The sequence below is a fragment of the Polycladidibacter stylochi genome (assembly GCF_001562055.1).
GTDB lineage: Bacteria > Pseudomonadota > Alphaproteobacteria > Rhizobiales > Stappiaceae > Pseudovibrio > Pseudovibrio stylochi.
On sequence record NZ_LLWE01000027.1, the window covers coordinates 117,547 to 132,696 of the forward strand.

At 49.1% G+C, this 15,150-nt stretch carries 14 protein-coding genes; 6 read left to right on the plus strand and 8 right to left on the minus strand.

Annotated features, from left to right (window positions below):
- Together phnH and phnG are read right to left on the minus strand one after the other, a co-directional pair.
- On the minus strand, nt 1-624 hold the full coding sequence (gene phnH, locus AYK67_RS11810; protein WP_068086864.1) for a phosphonate C-P lyase system protein PhnH: 624 nt from the start codon (nt 622-624) through the stop codon (nt 1-3).
- Complete coding sequence (gene phnG / locus AYK67_RS11815) at nt 625-1,092, minus strand: phosphonate C-P lyase system protein PhnG (protein WP_068086865.1); 468 nt, start codon at nt 1,090-1,092, stop codon at nt 625-627. It abuts the gene before it with no gap.
- A 220-nt stretch (nt 1,093-1,312) separates the two neighbouring features.
- On the opposite strand from phnG, the gene phnF reads away from it, so the two are divergent.
- Complete coding sequence (gene phnF, locus AYK67_RS11820; protein ID WP_068087273.1) at nt 1,313-2,062, plus strand: phosphonate metabolism transcriptional regulator PhnF; 750 nt, start codon at nt 1,313-1,315, stop codon at nt 2,060-2,062.
- Between the two features lie 220 nt (nt 2,063-2,282).
- Nucleotides 2,283-2,918, plus strand: coding sequence for a MarC family protein (locus tag AYK67_RS11825; protein ID WP_068086866.1), 636 nt, complete (start codon nt 2,283-2,285; stop codon nt 2,916-2,918).
- Here the strand turns inward: AYK67_RS11825 and AYK67_RS11830 are convergent.
- From AYK67_RS11830 to AYK67_RS11840, 3 genes are all read right to left on the minus strand, one after another.
- The gene (locus AYK67_RS11830; protein ID WP_068086867.1) at nt 2,915-4,528 is read right to left on the minus strand and encodes a CYTH and CHAD domain-containing protein; all 1,614 of its coding nucleotides are present in this window, start codon (nt 4,526-4,528) and stop codon (nt 2,915-2,917) included. The genes AYK67_RS11825 and AYK67_RS11830 overlap by 4 nt on opposite strands.
- A 288-nt stretch (nt 4,529-4,816) precedes the next feature.
- A complete protein-coding gene (locus AYK67_RS11835) occupies nt 4,817-5,560 on the minus strand; it encodes an FCD domain-containing protein (protein ID WP_068086870.1) in 744 nt (247 codons plus the stop codon).
- A gap of 392 nt (nt 5,561-5,952) precedes the next feature.
- Nucleotides 5,953-8,388 (minus strand): heavy metal translocating P-type ATPase, encoded by a 2,436-nt coding sequence (locus tag AYK67_RS11840; RefSeq protein ID WP_068086874.1) that lies wholly within the window; start codon nt 8,386-8,388, stop codon nt 5,953-5,955.
- Between the two features lie 236 nt (nt 8,389-8,624).
- On the opposite strand from AYK67_RS11840, the gene AYK67_RS11845 reads away from it, so the two are divergent.
- Nucleotides 8,625-8,975, plus strand: a complete 351-nt coding sequence (locus AYK67_RS11845) for a Spx/MgsR family RNA polymerase-binding regulatory protein (RefSeq protein ID WP_068086875.1) — start codon at nt 8,625-8,627, stop codon at nt 8,973-8,975.
- Nucleotides 8,976-8,994: 19 nt separating this feature from the next.
- Here the strand turns inward: AYK67_RS11845 and AYK67_RS11850 are convergent, their stop codons facing one another.
- Complete coding sequence (locus AYK67_RS11850) at nt 8,995-9,807, minus strand: creatininase family protein (protein WP_068086876.1); 813 nt, start codon at nt 9,805-9,807, stop codon at nt 8,995-8,997.
- A gap of 242 nt (nt 9,808-10,049) precedes the next feature.
- Between AYK67_RS11850 and AYK67_RS11855 the strand changes: the two genes are divergently transcribed.
- Together AYK67_RS11855 and AYK67_RS11860 are read left to right on the plus strand one after the other, a co-directional pair.
- A complete protein-coding gene (locus AYK67_RS11855; protein ID WP_068086877.1) occupies nt 10,050-10,832 on the plus strand; it encodes an ABC transporter ATP-binding protein in 783 nt (260 codons plus the stop codon).
- Between the two features lie 207 nt (nt 10,833-11,039).
- On the plus strand, nt 11,040-11,693 hold the full coding sequence (locus AYK67_RS11860; RefSeq protein WP_338012335.1) for a MarR family winged helix-turn-helix transcriptional regulator: 654 nt from the start codon (nt 11,040-11,042) through the stop codon (nt 11,691-11,693).
- Between the two features lie 185 nt (nt 11,694-11,878).
- Here AYK67_RS11860 and AYK67_RS11865 read toward each other — a convergent pair whose 3' ends face one another.
- Nucleotides 11,879-12,157, minus strand: coding sequence for a hypothetical protein (locus tag AYK67_RS11865; protein ID WP_068086880.1), 279 nt, complete (start codon nt 12,155-12,157; stop codon nt 11,879-11,881).
- A gap of 148 nt (nt 12,158-12,305) precedes the next feature.
- Between AYK67_RS11865 and AYK67_RS11870 the strand changes: the two genes are divergently transcribed.
- The gene (locus AYK67_RS11870; RefSeq protein WP_068086884.1) at nt 12,306-13,358 is read left to right on the plus strand and encodes an ABC transporter ATP-binding protein; all 1,053 of its coding nucleotides are present in this window, start codon (nt 12,306-12,308) and stop codon (nt 13,356-13,358) included.
- Between the two features lie 28 nt (nt 13,359-13,386).
- On the opposite strand, the gene AYK67_RS11875 is transcribed toward AYK67_RS11870, so the two are convergent.
- A complete protein-coding gene (locus tag AYK67_RS11875) occupies nt 13,387-15,042 on the minus strand; it encodes an ABC transporter permease (protein ID WP_420800602.1) in 1,656 nt (551 codons plus the stop codon).
- Nucleotides 15,043-15,150 lie beyond the last annotated feature (108 nt).

A 15,150-nucleotide genomic window follows, 5' to 3' on the forward strand; every position in this document is an offset into this window, starting at 1 on the left:
TTATTGCTCCTCGATAATGACTTTTGTTGATCTTGGCAGGGCAGCAATTTGCTCATCTGCTGCAAACAAAACATCTATGCCTAAGGGATAGAACTGGTGGTTTTCTTGGATTTGTCGCCAGAAAAAAGCTGGCACACAGGAAGGCGCGAAGCTTTGCGAAGTTTGAATGCCGGGCCCTTGCAGCTGAACCGATTGGGCATGGTTCAAACTTTTTTGGCAAAGAACCACAGTTGTCGAGCGGTCGGGATACTCGCCTGTTCCAATCGCAAAGCCTTCCAGCGTTGCCAGTTTTTCAGGTTCGCTAATAAAAGCAAAGGCCGCTTCATGGCGGTGTTGCGTTATTGGCGCGTTGCAATGGAAACGGATGTAAGAAGCGACCTCTGGGCTGTTTGCAAGCTTATCATCAAGCCATATGGGCGTATCATAATCGCACAGACATAAGATTATAGCTGTTGCAGCTTTGTTGAGGGGAGCTGGAGGAGATAGCTTGATGTCCGCTAGGCTTTGCAATGTGCCTGGCTTTGCCTGCGCATTCATTAAAGCACGAAAAACGGCTTGTGCTTCTAAAACAGGGTTTTCAAATCCAGCCTTGGGGGCGGTTTTCAAAAGGGTGCTAACTGTCATTTATTCGCCCCGAACCATGGTGAAGAAATCAACTTTGGTGGCTTTTGTCTCGGCTTGTTTTTGCGCATCGTGCTGTTGTTGTTGCGTGCGCAAGGGGGCCATGATTTTTTCTTCAATCTCCTGCTGGTGGCTTTCCTGTTGCCAGTGCGCATCCAGTAAGGCGCAGAGCAAAGCTTTTTCTTTGTCTCTTCCTAAGCACTGGCCAAACCCTGTGGTGCCATCTGACAATGCAACCACACAGCGGGTCAGCGTTGCTTCACACAAATTGAACGGTGCGCCGGTGCCTCCAATTTGCCCGCGTACCATGACCAAACCAATTTCGGGGGGGCGAACGATACGGTGTTCCTGCACAGTAAATGAAGCCGCCTCAACAGCAGCTTGCAACGCTGCCTTTGATGCTTTGGCACAAGTTGCCATGGCGGCGCGTCTGTTTTGCATATCAGGTGATAATGCTCTGTTCGAGTTCATAGGGTTTAAGCCTCACAGGTGCCATTTTTGAAAACGGGGAGAGGTGAAAGCACGGTTGAGCGCAATTGGACGGGGTGGATAGGAACGGGCATAAACAGGAATTGAGCGGGCATAAGTGATGCTTTTCAACTTTTTGAATACCAAGGGTGGTGTAAATTTGTATAGTTGTCTATACAACTATTGGGCAGAAGATGAATTAATTGGTTTTCATGACAGGCAAATGACGGAAACAGCAGAAATTAAACTACGTAGGATTGAGCGGCGCTCTGGTTTGGCCATGTGGCGGCAAATTGCAGATGAAATTCGCAATCAACTGACAATGATGAACTGTTCTGTTGGAACGCAGCTTCCGACAGAGTCTGTTTTATCTGAGGGGTTTCAGGTGAACAGGCATACGGTAAGAAGGGCTATCGGCTCATTGGTTGAGGATGGTTTTTTGCGTGCTGACCAGGGACGGGGGACTTATCTTGCCCGAAAGCCTTTGGTTTATCCGATTGGCACGCGCACCAGATATAGCGATAACTTGAGCAAGCAAGATATTGAACCTTCAGGCAAACTCTTGGGAATAGAGGTGGAGCCTGCGGATATGCGACTGTGCGAGGCCTTTTCGTGCCCAACAGAAACACCAATGTACCGTGTTGAGACGCTGAACTATGGTGATGATGTACCGCTAATTTATGCGCAGCTTTGGTTCATAAAGTCTCATTTCCCCGAGCTACCCCGGATAATGAGCGAGGATACTTCTGTAACACACTTGCTTAAGCACTATGGTATTGAAGACTATACCCGGAAAAAGACCCTTGTTTCGGCAATGATAGCAACACCGGAATTGGCCGAGCATTTACAGTTACAAGAAGGTGCGCCAATTTTGGTTATGGAAAGCTTGAATATAGATGGAGCAGGTAATGCGGTACAGTTGGGCCTAAGCTATGTCGCATCAGAAAGAATGCACTTAACCCTTGAAAATTAAATGGTGTTAAATTCAGGTGTTACTACTGAAATGACGTGATCATTGATTTAAAAATACTAGAGCGTATTCCCGAAAAGTGGATACCGGTTTTCGGATACGAATACGCGTCAAAATAATAGGTTAAAGCAGTTTGACTGCTTCTATAAATCGCAAACTGCTTTAATTATCACTTTTTGAAGGGTTTGCCTGTACGCTTGCGGTGTTTTAGAAAGGAAACGCCGTGGACTATGCAGAGGCAGCAAAAGCATTTGGTTCGTTATTTGCCATTATGAACCCATTTGTAAACCTGCCAATTTTTATGAGTCTCACCTCGGATTTAACCCAGAGCCAGCAGCGTTTCTTAGCGGCCAAAATCGCCCTTTATTCTGCTGGTCTTGCCACGGTAATTCTATTTAGTGGTCGGGAATTGCTTGTCTTTTTCGGAATCACCGTAGAGGATTTTCGCATTGCCGGTGGGCTGGTGCTTGGCAATATTGCCTGGTCCATGCTGAATGGGCGGGAAGTGGCTTCACACATGGGCTCGGTGAAAGAGCAAAGCAGCTTGGCGGAGCTAACCCGCCTTGCATTCTACCCGATGACCTTCCCAATAATTGTGGGACCTGGTACATTAGCGACACTAATAATTTACACTGGATTTATTGATAGTGCGGCCAATGCACTGGGGCTTTTGTTTATTATCTATTTGATATTGGCCATTGTTTTTATTGTATTCTATTTTTCGAGCCATTTTTCGAAGGTTTTCTCCTCAAGCATGCGTGTCATTATAACCCGCCTGATGGGCATGGTATTGCTGGCGATTGCCGTGGATATGCTCACAACCGGTCTTACGGCCATGTTTCCAAACTTGGTGAACTAAGCCTCTGGCATAGCGGACTTTTCCCAAAATCTGGGCGTTGTGTCCAATGCTTGCCAGCGTGTTTGGGCGTCACACCAGGCTTGCTCGCAGCGCGCCTGATGCCAACCGGCAATAAAGCCAATGACCAGTGACAGCTTGGCGGTATCACTGGTTCTTGAAAGCTGGAGGGCCAGTAAGCGTTCTGCCATGGCAACATCGTTTAAATAACCGAAAATATCCTGAAGCTTTTTGAGTTGACCGCGAAAGGTCTGGGTACTTTGCTTGGGATATAGGCTTTGAAAAAATTCAAGGGAGTAGCGTAATTTTTTGAGGGCTTTTCGTAAATCGTGGCGTTGCTCTTCGGTGAGGCTTTGTAGTTCCTGCGCTTTTTTGCTCACGTTAGACCATGTTTTGCGTAGTGCGGCCGCGGCGAGTTTACTATTGCTTTTTGTGAGCTTTTTCAGTTGCTTATGGGTGAAATGATCAGATGTCTCCTGATGTGATACAAAACGTGTGCAAACCGGCTCAAGAACATAGCAAAAACGTGCCAAGTCGAGCAAAAAGTGGTTCACTTCGGTTGATTTGAGTAATGAGCGAACCTCGCGCCTTGTTTCTTCGCGGGCTTGCTCGATTGCGGTGAGCAGTGGTGCTGCTGTCAAATCCTCTGGAAGAGAAGGTTGGGCAGGGACGATAATATCTGCAATAAGCACATCTAAATCACGCAGATTACCAAGCGCTGTGGCAATGAGCTGGGCATCACGGTCAAAGCGTTGGCGTATCTCTTCAGGAAAATATGACTTGCCAGCCTGCAACAGCGAACGTAAGCGGCGTAAGCCGACCCGCATTTGATGCGGACCCGACGGGTCTTCGTGGGAAAGAACGGCCATGCGGTTGCTGCTGATTTGAGAGAGGCAGTTTTGCAGCATTTCTTGTAGGCTTATATAAGCGCGGTCTGTTTCATTTAGCTTTACCCCTATTGTTGTTTGGGGAGGATAACCTTGCTCGGGGGCGTTGCCCTGTGTCAACTGGTAACCAATGGCGGCTTTGTTAAGCGTTGAGAACATGAAAGGGTGCTGGCCAAGCAGTTCTTTTGCAATGTGATAGAGCGCTTCGGGCGGGCCTTTTTTCAGCTCCAGCTCCATTTCTACAATTGGTGTTTGTGCTGTATCGGTGCAGGCATGACCTTGATCGAGTGCGACTTCGACGGTGATTTCTTCCCCCGCCGTGGTGAGTAACCATTTACGGCGTGTGATGCGGGTTTCAAAAATAGGCCTCAGGGGCCCTTGATCGCCACCATCAACTTTTTCCAGAAAACTACGCAGTTCAATATCACTAATTAATGTGAAGTCGGGCAGGTTTTCGGTCAGCGCATGCTCTATCTCGGTTGTGTTGGAAAGGCCGGCACGCACCCCGCCTCCCTGTTTGATAGTTTGTAAAAAATCACCGTCTTTATCTCTCGTTCGCAATGTCATGGAAGCTTTGCGGAGCTGGTGATCTTGGCTATCATAATAGCGGGAGCATAATTGTTGTGTTGCCTGCTTGGTAACTTGAAAACCTTCGGGGGCTGGCGCACTATAAATTGCGTCGAGCGTTGCAGAGCTGAGAGAAAACTTCAATTCAATTTCTTGCATTGCACCATCTCTTGTTTTTGTTATGGCTTGATTGATGCATCGCGGTTTTGATAGGGGGCCTTTACAGCTGTAATTGCAACTGTGAGAACGGATTGTTAAAGGCGGCTCCTGCAAAACTCAAATTTCTGTGCGCTGCATCAATTAAACAGGCATATTCCAAAAGTAACGAATAATTGAATCTGTGTCTGTTTGAGGGGTAACCTGCGCTACATTACCTATAAATTCTTGGTTATATTGACGCTACGAACTGGCCACTGTCAACTTCTGCAATTTATGTGGGTTGATGGGTTAGGCCACTACTGGATCTTGATGGAAGAGGTAGGCATCAAAAGCCGGGTCTTCGCTATCGGAGAGAGTAAGCAGGCGCTTGCGAACGTTATCTAAATGCTGCCACATGGCTTGGCGCGCGGCTGCCGGGTCACGGCGCTGTAAAGCGTTGAGGATATTTTCATGATCTTGTAGCCATGCTTGGCGGTAGGTATCGTCGAAGATACGTTCGTGCAGCTTATTCCACATGTGGGAATTTTTACGCAAATTCCAAAGGGTTTGTACCATATCGGCCAAAACGGTGTTTTGGGTGGCTTTGGCAATGAGGATATGGAATTGCTCATCGGCATCGTAGTTATCGATACCGGCGGCCAGATCTTGTTTTTCCTGGTCAAGTGCAGTTCGCAGCCGGACAACGTCAGCCTTGGTTATGGTGGTGGCAGCAAAGCCGGCAACATTGCTCTCGAGCAATTGGCGGGCCTGTAAAAGCTCAAATGGGCCGATATCGGCTGTGGGATTGTTTGTTTGCTCATTGCTGGGCAGGGCAATCACATAACTGCCCGAACCCTTGCGCACATCCACAAGGCCTTCGATTTCCAGCATAATCATTGCTTCACGCACCAATGAGCGCGAAACTTCCATTTCTTCGGCTATTTGCCGTTCGGGGCGCATGCGGGTGCCAAGCTCATATTTACCCGAGGCGATTTCCTGGCGTAATAAGGCCGCGACATCCTGATAACGCCGCCGTTGCTCTGAATTCGACAAGGTTTCCTCCCACCTGTTCTCTAAGTGCAGCTTGTAGACCCTGAATTTTGCCGCTGGAGAAGTTTAATTATTTCAACTTTAGACCATTTATAGCAAAAAGTTAAAACCTCACGTGGGTAAATACACGATAAAAGTGTCTCAGGTATTTGTGCTTGTTACATTATTGGCCGTACTAGCTTGTTAACTTGGTGGGGTATTGTGCTGTGATTGGCGTTATCTCGCGGGGCTGTATCTCCGATACCGATTGCTTATCGGAGATACACTTTAATTAGGAGGTTGCTGTGTTGATTTAAAGCAGTTTGCGCTTTTATAGAAGCACTCAAACTGCTTTGAACTATTTTTTGACGCGTATTCTTACCCGAAAACCGGTGAGCACTTTTCGGGAATACGCTCTAGGTCTTCGGTTTCCAACGACGCAAGAGAGCAGCATTGGAGACAACCGAAACCGAACTCATGGCCATCGCAGCACCGGCGAACATAGGGGTGAGCAAACCAATTGCGGCCAGCGGTATGCCAATGATATTATAAATAAAGGCCCAGAACAGGTTCTGTTTGATTTTGCCGAGTGTGGCGGCAGAAACCTGAAGCGAAGCGGGCACCATGAGTGGGTCCGAACGCATGAGCGTGATACCAGCTGTTTCCATCGCCACATCAGAGCCTGAGCCCATGGCAATACCCAAATCAGCCTCAGCCAGAGCCGGGGCATCGTTGATACCATCGCCCACCATGGCAACCACATGACCGGATTGACGCAATTGCTTGACAATTTGCGATTTTCTTTCCGGTTGCACTTGAGAAAACACTTCATCAATACCAACAATTTCGGCAATTTTACGCGCTGTGAGCTCGGCATCGCCGGTAATCATTGCTGTCTTGATGCCCCGCTTTTTCAAAAGGGCCACGGCTTTTTTCGCTTCTGCCCGTGGTTGGTCGGCATAACCCAAAACACCAATGGCTGTATTGCCGAGTGCAACTGTAACGGCAGTTTGGCCTTCGCTTTCAAAGGACTTGACCAGTCCTTGCGCCATAAGGCTATCGACACCTAAATCTTGCATAAGAGCCTGATTGCCAATGGAGATGGCTTCGCCTTGTAATGTGGCGCTGACGCCTTTGCCGGGAATGGCTTTCAGGGCGTCCGGCTGGACAAGGGCAATATTTTTCTCTTTGGCAGCTTTTACTGTGGCATAGGCAAGCGGGTGCTCGCTGTTTTGCTGTACGCTGGCAACCATTTGAAGCAGTTGGTTGCTGTCCTTGTCGAAAGACTGGATGCTGACCAGCTCTGGTTTTCCTTGGGTTAGGGTACCGGTTTTGTCAAACACAACCGTATTGACTTTGTGGGCCCGCTCGAGAGCCTCAATATCTTTAATCAATATACCCGCACGCGCTGCTGTACCGGTGCCCGCTACCAGAGCCGTGGGGGTTGCCAAGCCAAGCGCACAAGGGCAGGCAATAACCAGAACCGCAACAGCTGCCGAAATTGTTTGATCGAGCGAGTAACCAAGAGCCAGCCAAGCCAGCAGGGTGGCAACTGCGATAAGCAAGATGACAGGTACGAATACCGCTGATACCTTATCAACCAGTCGCTGAACGGGTGCTTTGGAGGCTTGCGCGGTTTCAACAAGCTTGATTATACGTGCCAGACGGGTTTCTTCGCCAAGTGCTGTGACTTCCATGTACAGGCTTGATGATGTGTTGATTGTGCCTGCCGCCAACGCGTCGCCAACAACTTTAAGCTGGGGAATGCTTTCGCCGGTGAGCATGGATTCATCTACATCGCCTTCACCCTTGGCCAGCATGCCATCGGCAGGCACGCGCTCGCCGGGTTTAATGAGCAACAGGTCAGTTAATCTGAGCTCACTTACACGAACAGTGGTGACTTGGTCACCATCAACACGGTGGGCCTCATCTGGACGCAGGGCCACCAGGGCCCGCACTGCAGCCGTTGTTGAACGGCGGGCTTTGAATTCAAGGTATTTACCGAATAAAATCAGCGTCAAAATGACGGAGGATGCTTCAAAGTAAAGGTGTTGCGGGGTACCTGGAGGCGCTGCAAACATGACATAAAGGCTAAAACCAAATGCAGCGGATGTACCAAGTGCAACCAGAGTATCCATATTGGTACCCCAGTGGCGAAGCGCACTAAGCGCACCGCGATAAAAGCGTTGACCGACGAAAATTTGTACCGGCGTTGCCAATGCCAATTGCCAGATTGCCGGTAATTCCCAATGGATCCCGAAGGGTTTTAAAAACATTGGCGCGACAAGTGGTAGAGAAAACACTACAGAAAATACCAAGAGCTGGGCTGTTCTCTTTAGGGCTGCTTCCTCGGCAAGATCTTTTTGGTGTTGCTGTTCGGCTGCGCTTTGCTGACCCGAATTTTTAACTGTGGCCTCAAAACCAGATTCTTCAATCAGCTTGACCAGCTCTTGGGTGGAGGTTGAGGCGGCTTTTTTCAACTCGGCAGTTTCGAGTGCAAAATTCACTGATGCTTCATAGACACCAGGTGCGCTGGCGAGCTTTTTTTCCAGTTTAGCAGCACAACCGGCACAAGACATGCCGGTAATTGCCAGCGAAACGCTTGCCGTATCTGCCGGGAGCTTGAGTGTCGCTTCATAGCCTAAATCTGCAGCCAGATCGATTACCTGTTGTGGTGTTGCGCCCGGTAACGGGTGAACGGTTGCATTTTCAAGGGCAAAATTGACCGTTGCGGTGGCAACAAATTCTGCTGCATTTAAGTTTTTTTCAAGTTTCGCGGCACAACCGGCGCACGACATGCCAGTGACGGCGAAACTAAGTGATTTGGGGGAAATATTTGTCTGAACTGTCATGATACCACTCTAAAACCGGCAAGCTTGCCGCATTTCTACTGGATTTCGTGCTCAAGGTACATATTTCGTGCCTTTAAATTAGGAGTTTCTAAATTGCCTGTGCATGAACTGGGGAGACTGCGTAGGTGTGGCCCTAATGCAAAGACAGGAAAATTCATGTTTTGCAACTTAGCATTTCGTTATGGCATATAGCGAGTAAATGGCTAATTTATGTCGAACTCATAGGAGTGTTGAGCGTGATTAAAGTGTTCGGAATTAGTAATTGTGACAGTGTGCGTAAAACACGAAAGTTTTTAGAAGCGGCGGGCGCTGACTTTGAATTTCACGATTACAAGAAGGAAGGCGTGCCCGTGGAGATGCTGACAGCAGCTATTGATACTCTAGGGCTTGATATTGTGCTCAATAAACGCGGTACCACATACCGGAAGTTGAGTGACGAGGAAAAACAACAGGCAGCCACTGTTGAAGGGGCGTTGGCACTGATGGTGGGCAGTGCCTCGCTCATTAAGCGGCCTTTGGTTGTAACAGATACACGCATGATTGCCGGTCATGATACAGATGCATTGGCGCAGTTGGTTAAAGCTTAAGCCGAACTGTTTTGATCCGCTAGTATTTATGATGCGTGGGGAGTTGCAATTTATCTAGCTTTTGCATGTCAAAGCGATGCACCTCTTGCAACAGCTTGATGAATTGTTGCGAGGCATGGCGAAGTGATACTTGCCCCTTTTGGGCGGTGGCCAAGCTGGCGTTGCCGGTAACACCTTGCTTGTTCAAGTCTTCACTCATCCAGCCATATTGATGGCGTCCGTGGGCCCGCAGATATTCATCCTCTTGAATATGGCGTAGCTGGGTTGAGGTGAAGTCTTGTAAATGCTCGGTTCTTACAAGGTCGGGGCGGAGTGCCAGCATAATTGAGGTTTCGATATCACCACCATGAATGCCATAGGTGAACTCATGCTCACTGTAGGTGCCTGCGGGATGACCATAGCGCAGCCAACTGGTTTCAACGGCCAGCATATTATAACGCATGCGCAGCTCGCGGGTGATGATATCCATAAGCGGGGCATTGCCACCGTGTGCGTTGACGATAACCAGTTTTTGCAGGCCGGCACGATGCACCGAGGCACCAATTTCTATCCAGGCGTTGATGGCGGTTTGCCATGTGAGCGAGAGCGTGCCCGGGAATGAGAGGTGCTCATCTGACTTGCCCACACACTGGACAGGCAAGAAGGTGACCGGCAAATCCTTTGGTAAAAGCTCGATCGTTTTTGATATTTGCCCTTCGGCGATAATGCTGTCCGTTGCCAGCGGCAAGTGGGGGCCGTGTTGTTCTATCGCCGCGATAGGAAGGACAGCAATCCACTCGCTTGGCGGATACTGGTACGCGTCGGTTTCCCCTTGAAAATCTGTGGTCGCCATGTCCCGCCAATAAGGAAGGGGGAGCGTTGGCCTATTGCTATTCGTTTCCTGCATATTCAATGGCATCCAATTTAAAGGGGTTCATCGGCCTATAAAGACACAATGTTTCATTTTGTTCAAATCTAACGGGTGAGCGCGGTGATTGTGGTTATAACACGCAAGCTATGCTAAAGCCTTTGCGCGTTTACTACTTATTTTTCTAGCGTGCGCTTTGCTGGATTGAAACTGACTGGATTATTGTGATGGCAATATTACAATTGCAACAGCTTGGAAAAACTTTTGACGGACAAGCGCCCGTGTTGCGTGGCATCGACTTGGAAGTGGAAAAAGGGGCATTTGTGAGTGTGCTCGGCCCTTCTGGCTGCGGAAAATCGACCCTATTGCGCGTGATTAGCGGGCTTGAAGGGCAAAGTGAAGGTAAGGTTGTGGTGGATGGCTGCGAGCAGAGCGGCGAAGTGCGCGGGCGCGGCCATGACACAGATATCGGCTATGTTTTTCAAGAGCCGACCTTACTGCCCTGGGAAAGTGTCTTTGGCAACGTATTTTGGCCACTTAAAGTACGCGGTATGCGCAAAAGACAAGCCCGGCCACAAGTGGAAGCAGTACTGGAAATGGTGGGTTTGCTGGACAGTGCGAAAAAGCGCCCCTCTGAGCTTTCCGGTGGTATGAAAATGCGGGTTTCCATTGCCCGCGCCTTGGTTACCCAGCCAGAGCTTTTGTTAATGGATGAACCATTTGCCGCCCTTGATGAAATTACCCGCAATAAACTGAATGCCGACTTGCTGGAGTTGAAGGAACAGCATGGCTGGACCGTTATTTTTGTGACGCACTCGGTTTATGAAAGTGCGTTTTTATCCGATCGCATTGTCGTTATGGCTGGGAACCCCGGGCGTATTATCGGCGAAGTGGCTGTGACACCTCAATGTCGGCGTGACGATAATTACCGCACCAGTCAACGTTACAATAGCTATTGCCGTGAAGCGCTGCAATTGGTGCAAAAGGCAAGCACACTAACAGGTGCCTAATTGTAGAACGGCATTGACTTAAATCGTGATTACCCCCTGAATTATTAGAGTTTCCTAAAGTTTAATTGAGGATCTTATTTTCTGGTAATTTATTGTTTTAATTAGAATATTTTTCGCTGCAAAGCTACCTGAAAGGGTGGCTGGTGTGGCCGGTTTCATTGAATTTTCATAGGCGGCGTAGCTTTGTCACGCGAACGATAAGAACGCATGGTAAAAACAGCTGTATTTACCGGTTCTCTTTTTTGTGGGCGGCGCTTTATGGGGTTTGATTTTAAAAAAAGCACAACTTTTCGTTTGGCGCAGGCTGCAAAAGCACAAAGAGCGCGGGCCGGCACGCACTTGGCGCGAATTGGGTTGCACCCTGGCCAGGAAGCCGTGCTGAAAATGCTGGATGACAGTGAAGGCCGTACCATGAGCCAATTGGCGCAAGCCCTTGGGGTGCAGCCGCCTACGGTAACGAAAATGGTCTCGCGTCTTGCAACGCAAGGGTTGGTATACCGGCAGGTGAGCGAGTTCGACGGGCGTTTGGCACGGGTGTTTTTAACCGATGAGGGCTTGCTGCGTATTCAGCAAGTGGACCGGGTGTGGAAACGGCTCGAGAAAGAAGCATTGGCCGGACTGGATGATAAAGACCGCAAAAAGCTCAAGAAATTACTGCGTCATCTTGAAAAAAATCTAGCTGTTAATGCCAGTGAAGATGATGAGGAAGAGAGCGATTTGGACGACAGCCAAAGCGGACTGGAAAAGGGCGAAGCCACTGTAATTCAAAACGGCAATAGTGTTGCTGAAACTGAAGACAAGGACGTTCTGGAGCCGCGAATTCCTGAAGTCATTGGCCAGGATAAAGAGTTGGCCAGTTAAATGCGGCTCACTTTGAAAAGGCTGTGAGCGGTTTGTTTATGCCAGAATAGACGCACTATGATATTGCACAGGCGTTTATGCCTTTTGCGCTATTACTCAAGCAGATTAAGCTCCTTACCGCTTTTACTTTCATAGCCTTTGATTGTTAACGGCTATTTCACAGCGCTAGCTTGTAGGTGCAAACTTTAATCGTGATCTTTTTTGTGATGCTCGCGGGTATGTTCTTTATGGTCGTGGTGCTTGGGGTGGTGATGTTTGCCATTTGAATGCGCATGGCCATCATGGTGCTGTTTGGTGTGCTTGTGCCCTTCAGGGTTGCCGCCATGCTGGGTGAATGGGTGGGTTTTTTCGCCGCGCGTGTAGTCTAGGTGATCTTTGTTATGTTTATGCTCGTGGTCGTCATCGTATCGGCGCTGCATTTTTTCATGGGTATGAACTGATGTGTGCTGCTTGTTGCCTGACATGATGGTTCCTTTGGTTATGTTTGTTTTTCCAGAGTTTGACGGCTCAACCTGAAAGAAACGACAAGAAAAACCCAATAAATTAGAGTAAATGCTAGCGGTGTCATGGCAGCTTCACGCCTTAGCGATAGGGCGTGGGGTGGAGGTCGCCATGTCATCAGTTCGGATTAATGGAATTTCAAAGAGTTTTGGCAGCTATCAGGCATTAAAAGCGCTCGATCTTGCTATTCAAGAAGGTGAGTTTTTATGCGTTCTTGGTCCTTCTGGCTGCGGTAAGACAACTTTGTTGCGGCTGATAGCCGGTCTAGAGATGCTGGATGCGGGTGAAATCTGGCTTGGCAACACGTTAGTTTCATCTGCCAGCCATCACAGCGCGCCGGAAGAGCGGCAAGTGGGGATGGTTTTTCAAAGTTATGCGCTGTGGCCGCATATGAGCGTGGCAGAGAATGCCGCCTTTCCGCTTAAAACACAAAAAATAACAGGTACCGAGCGAGAGCTGCGGATAGACAATGCATTAGAGGCAACACGCCTTGGCGCTTTTAAATCGCGTCGCCCGGCAGAATTATCGGGCGGGCAGCAACAAAGGGTGGCGTTAGCCCGGTGCCTAACCCAAGCGCCCAAGCTGGTGTTGATGGACGAGCCGCTTGCCAACCTTGATATGCACTTGCGTGAGGATATGCTGGCAGAGTTTAAAACCTTCCACCGCAAAAGCGGGGCAACAATTTTGTATATTACCCATGATCAAAGCGAAGCGATGTCGGTGGCAGACCGTATTGCCGTGATGCTTGAAGGGCGCTTGCAGCAACTGGCAAGGCCTGAAGAACTATACTCACGCCCTGTAAATGGTGATGTGGCGCGGTTTATAGGTTCAGGTGCTGTGATTAAAAGTGAAGTGAGCTCAAAGGGGCGAGCGAAGCTGGGGCTTGGTTCGGTAGCTTATAACAGCGAAAACCAGTTCGAGCTGGGGGCATCGCTGTCTTTGGTTGTGCGCCCCGAAGACGTTAAGTTTGGCTCATGCCCTGACGGGGCACAAGGGATCATTTGCCGGGTAAAACAACGGCGTTACTTGGGCGGTAAGTATCGGATGTTACTGGAATTGGAGCATAACCAAGGTGTTGTGGAACTCGTTAGCGAGAGTGTGAAACGCGTTGAGGTGGGCGAGATACTACCGGCATTTATTGAGCAAGTGTGGGCCTGCACATAGGTACCCGCACTTGCGTTCAGCCGGTTGATTACTTCAGCTGCCAGGGGAGCACTCCGGCAGGGAGCCAGCGGCTAAGCAGCTGGGCAAGCAGCATAATAACCAAAATCAACAGCACCGTTATGACGGCCAATGAGGATGAGAGGACGGTATAGCCGCCATCATCCAGATTATAAACCAGCGTACCGAGTGTTTCGTTGCCTGCCGACCATAATAGCGCAGATACGGTGAGCTCGTTTAGGGCCGTCATAAACACCAGTATACCGCCTGCTGCAGCGACTGGGCCTAGCAACGGTGTTGCAATTTGCGTAAGCCGCCGGGCAAGCCCCGCCCCTGCTAGCTGGGCTGCTTCATCTAGTTTGGGGTCTAATTGTTGGTAGCCAGCAATAACAGGCTTTAAGGCCAGAGCCAGGAAGCGCGCTAAATAGGCCACCAGAATTATGGTAAGTGTGCCGTATATGGATATGTTTACAAGCGGTATCGGCTTTAAAAACACCAGTATAATTGCAATGGAAAGCACAACACCGGGGAGGGCATAGGGCATTTCGGCAAGTGTTGCCAGCAAGCGGGCCAAGCGGCTTTTTTGCCAGATGAGAAAATAGCCCAAGGGTATGGCAATAATAGCGAGTGCTGTTGCTGTCATGAATGCCAATAGGCCTGAGTTTGTGAAGGCGCGCAAAGTTGCCGATTGGCGAAATATAACTTCAACAAAGTTATCTATAGTCGCGGTTTGCGCTGTAAGAGCGACACCATAAGCAGGCACCAAAGATGTGGCCAACAATGCAGTAAGTGGCAAGACCAAAATAAGAAAAATAACCAGCCACATGGCTATTTCTATAGGTAGACGAAGCTTCTTAAGTGGTATGTGAAGGGGCGCGCCGGGTTTTGACATGAGGCGCGATTCGATACGCTTGTTCACCCATATTTGTAATAGAACAACAGCAAGGCCAATAATACCGATGAGCACAGCCAGTATGGCGACATCGGAAATGATGGAAGGGCCGAACGAGGTTAAGCGCCGGTAGATAAGGGTTGGCAACACATAGTAACTTTCTGGAATACCTAGCATTGCCGGAATGCCAAAATTACCGAGAGCTGAGACAAAGGTTAAGCTCGCAGCCGCTGTAAGTGCTGGTGTGAGCAAGGGTAAAACAATACTAAAAGCAATGCGATGACCTTTTGCACCGCTCATGCGGGCAGCTTCGATAAGCTCGCGCGGTATTTGCCGAAAAGCGGCACGAAGGACAAGAAAAGCGAGCGGTGCGTGCTGGACACCCAGCAAAATTATTATAGCCTCAACGGAGTAAACAGGGTTGGGGCTACCTAGGGGTGGTGCGAGCGAGAGTGCTTTGAGAAGTGCAGATGAAGGACCGAAAACTTGTATCCATGAAAGCGCTGTTATTTGTGGTGGAATCATCATGGGAAGCATGAAGCAAAAAACCAAGAGCAGCTTAAAGCGAATGTTGGTTAGTGCGACAAGAAAAGCCAAGGATGTACCCAGAGCAAGGGCAAACAGCATACCAAAGAAGCTGGTTATGAGAGAGTTTGTCGTGGCCCGCCAAGTGGACGGCGAGTGCACAGCTTGTAAAAGCGGTTCGAAGCTCAGTTGACCTTGCGGGAAAATGGCCTCAAGCGTCAGGCGAAATAGAGGCCAAACGACGATAATGAGTATAAACAGGGCAAGCAATGCTTTTAGCAAAAAAGCAAGGTGTGTTGATGCATTGATCTTTTGCGATTTCGTAGCGCCGACCAGTCGCTGCCAGAGGCGTACCTCTGGCGCTTTTATGGTGGTCTC